Source organism: Flavobacterium dankookense, assembly GCF_004362665.1.
Lineage (GTDB): Bacteria > Bacteroidota > Bacteroidia > Flavobacteriales > Flavobacteriaceae > Flavobacterium > Flavobacterium dankookense.
Map to the genome: position 1 here is coordinate 1 of NZ_SNXR01000009.1, position 3,148 is coordinate 3,148.

General features: G+C 24.1%; 4 protein-coding genes. All 4 read right to left on the reverse strand.

Going from position 1 to position 3,148, the window contains the following annotated elements:
• Window positions 1-399: 399 nt before the first annotated feature.
• The gene (locus BC748_RS01115) at window positions 400-1,101 is read right to left on the reverse strand and encodes a GLPGLI family protein (RefSeq protein WP_133531620.1); all 702 of its coding nucleotides are present in this window, start codon (window positions 1,099-1,101) and stop codon (window positions 400-402) included.
• A 74-nt stretch (window positions 1,102-1,175) separates the two neighbouring features.
• Window positions 1,176-1,445: a hypothetical protein gene (locus tag BC748_RS01120; RefSeq protein ID WP_133531621.1), complete on the reverse strand. Its 270-nt coding sequence runs from the start codon at window positions 1,443-1,445 to the stop codon at window positions 1,176-1,178.
• Between the two features lie 509 nt (window positions 1,446-1,954).
• Window positions 1,955-2,665 (reverse strand): GLPGLI family protein, encoded by a 711-nt coding sequence (locus BC748_RS01125; protein WP_162846382.1) that lies wholly within the window; start codon window positions 2,663-2,665, stop codon window positions 1,955-1,957.
• Window positions 2,666-2,718: 53 nt separating this feature from the next.
• Entirely contained in the window at window positions 2,719-2,982 is a 264-nt protein-coding gene (locus BC748_RS01130; RefSeq protein WP_133531623.1) for a hypothetical protein, read from the reverse strand.
• Between the last annotated feature and the right edge of the window lie 166 nt (window positions 2,983-3,148).

The window sequence follows — 3,148 nt, forward strand, 5'->3', positions numbered from 1 at the left end:
GCAATACTATTTCTTAGTTCAGTATTTTTATTGGATTGTTCTGAATTATCATCATATAAGTTGGACTTATAGATGACTTTTGTAATTTTATTTTCTTCTGAAGTTATTTTTTTTTGTGAATATAAAGTAATGTTGAAAAACACGATTATTAATAGAAGTATTTTTTTATTTTATAAATTTTATACTACCAAAAATTTAGTAAGCCTATAAATTGTTGATGGTAGATAACAATTTTATATTTTAATTTTGCATTTTTATTGTTTTAATAATGTATTGCTATTAGTCCTTTAGAGAGGATTTTTTAAGTACTTTTAAATTAACACAGTTAAAATATGTTTGTAGTAGAAGAAAAAGTTCAACTAAATAAAAGAAGCATTTTTATCATTTATATGTAAATAACTATTTATTTTCTAATATCCCTTTTTCTACTATTTCATCTCTTTCATTTTCTGTTAAAACTTTTATATTTTGTAATTCATTTAAACTAAAGTTTAGCTGGGAATTAAAATTTATTTTACGCACTCCATATACGGCATTTCTTTCTTGTAATTCTAAAATTAGACCGGGAAGATTTCCATATCCATTTGGACCATGATTATAGGGTATATCAGGGCAAAACCATGCCGTTACAGGATGATTAAATACTTTATTTGGGCTTATAACTTGATAAGTATTTGTCGCTTTATAGCATTTATAATTGTCAATTAATTTAGTTTCAGTGGTTATAATCCAATTCTCTTTTTGTTTATTTTTTACATAAATATTTTCACCAAGAATACTACATTGTGTAAAAACAGAGTCTTTGTTAATAAATACTTTACCTGAATAATTTACAAAAAGTGGAGTAGAATAATTACTATTATCATCAGTTAGTTTATTGTAATGAAAGAACTTAGAATTGCCGTTTTTTAATAGAAGTTTAAATGTCTCTTTTTTTGCATTTAACATAGATCTTTCAAGCATTGATTTCAAGGTTTGATTGTTTTCAAATAAATTTTCCTCATGAAGTATTGCAATACCATATTCAACTTCAATTGTTTTTTCTTGAGAAAAAATTGAAAAATAGGAAAATAAAATTACTAAATATTTAAATTTATACATTTTGATTTTATTTTAAACCCATGTCGGTAGATAAAAATTATCTATGCAACATGGGTTATTGTTCTTAATAATTATTACTTTATTGAAACACTTTTTGGTAGTGCAGCACTCATACATTGAAAATAAGCGCTATTTGCATTAGCAGTCGATTGTGATACACTGTAACCTGATTCTCTAGAAGCTATGTAAACAGAAAAACTCAACGAATGACAAGCACTATTTACTACAATTTTTGTTTTGCTACTGACATCAACAATTTTTTTTTCTTTAAGATTAATAGTATTTCCCATCGAAACACTACTAAAAGCTATTAGTGCCACTGCACTAAAAAATAATTTTTTCATTTTTAAATGTTTAAAGTTAATGAATTATAATAATTTCTAACAAAACTTTTCTGCAGATGTTTTTTGTTAAGACAAACTTATAAGATTTACTTTATATAGTAAAACAATATTTTTCGAATGGATTTATTTTAATTACTCATCGATTCTTGACCAAAAAAAATATTCAATAAAGTGCTTTTAAAAATCGATTAACGTAAAAAATGAATTCATTTTTTTGGCAGTATATTATTTTGTCGATTATTTAGAATTAGTATAAATTTTTAAATAAGTCATTTTTAACTAAATTAATTTGATTAAAATCCAATTGTTATGGCAAAGCAGTTAAAATAATATCATATAAAAAGCAGAGTGTTTTTTTAATAATTAAATTAGATTTATAAGGAATTATTGCTTTTTGTTGATGTGTTAAACCTTATTTGATTAATCAGAAACCACACCAGTAATAGTGTGGGTTTGGGAGAAGGAAAGAGAAAAAAAAAGTAAAAAAAGAATTCTAGTCATTCATCATATTATTTTCCTTCAAAATTATTAAACTCATCTAGTTTCTTATTTAATTCTTCTTCTGTGAGTATTTTTGCAGTTTTCAGGAATTCTAAATTAAATTGTAAATCACTTTCTAAAGTTATTTTTTTTATACCAAAATTTACATTTCTTACTTGTAATTCTAGTATCAAACCTGGGAGATTACCATAACCATTAGGACCATAACTATAAGGCAGTTTAGGACAATACCAAGCTGTTACAGGATATTTGAAAGTTCCTTTAGGATTTATTACAGTATACGTGTTAGTGGCTTTAAAACATATATAGCTATCAATTATCTTTGTTTCAGTAGTTAGTATCCAATTTTCTATTTTATTCTCTTTAGTAAAAATATTATTTCCTAGCAGTTGAGATTCTTTAATTATGTCATTTTCTATGTTATATATAATACCCATATAATTTGCATAGATTTTTGCTAATCCAATTTCATAATTTTGCTCAATTCCGTTATTAACTTCATAAAATTTTGAACCTTTGTCACTAATTATTAAACCAAAAGTTAATTTATTAGCTTCCTTTACAGCATTTAAAAATGTATCTGCAAACATTTTATCTTTTGTAAATGAACCATTATCATCATATATTTTTACACCATATTCAATATAGGCACTGTTTTTTTGACCAAAACAGAATTGAATTGACAATAAAATTATAATTATTAAATTTTTAGATTTCATAGTTTTTGTAGGCATATTAAATTAAATATTTTAATTTAATATGCCTTGTTTAATTAGTTAAGTTTTAAAGCTTTTCCCATACAATTAAAATAGACACTAGATGCACCTGCTGACGCTTGTTGTTGTGTAGCACCTTGTGATATTAAGTGGTTGTAATAGAAAAACTTGTATGTAAGACATTCAGTAGGAGTAGTATTTAAAATTTCTATTTTCTCTTCTTTTTGTTCAGTACAAACATTTTTAATGTCAATAGTATTTGCCATACTAACACTACTGAATGCAACTAGTGCAACTGCACTAAAAAATAATTTTTTCATTTTTAAATGTTTAAAGTTGATGAATTATAATAATTTCTAACAAAACTTAAACTGCAGTTGTTTTTTATTAAGACAAACTTATAAGATTTACTTTATATAGTAAAACAATATTTTTCGAATGGATTTATTTTAATTACTCAACGATTCTTGACCAAAAAAAATATTC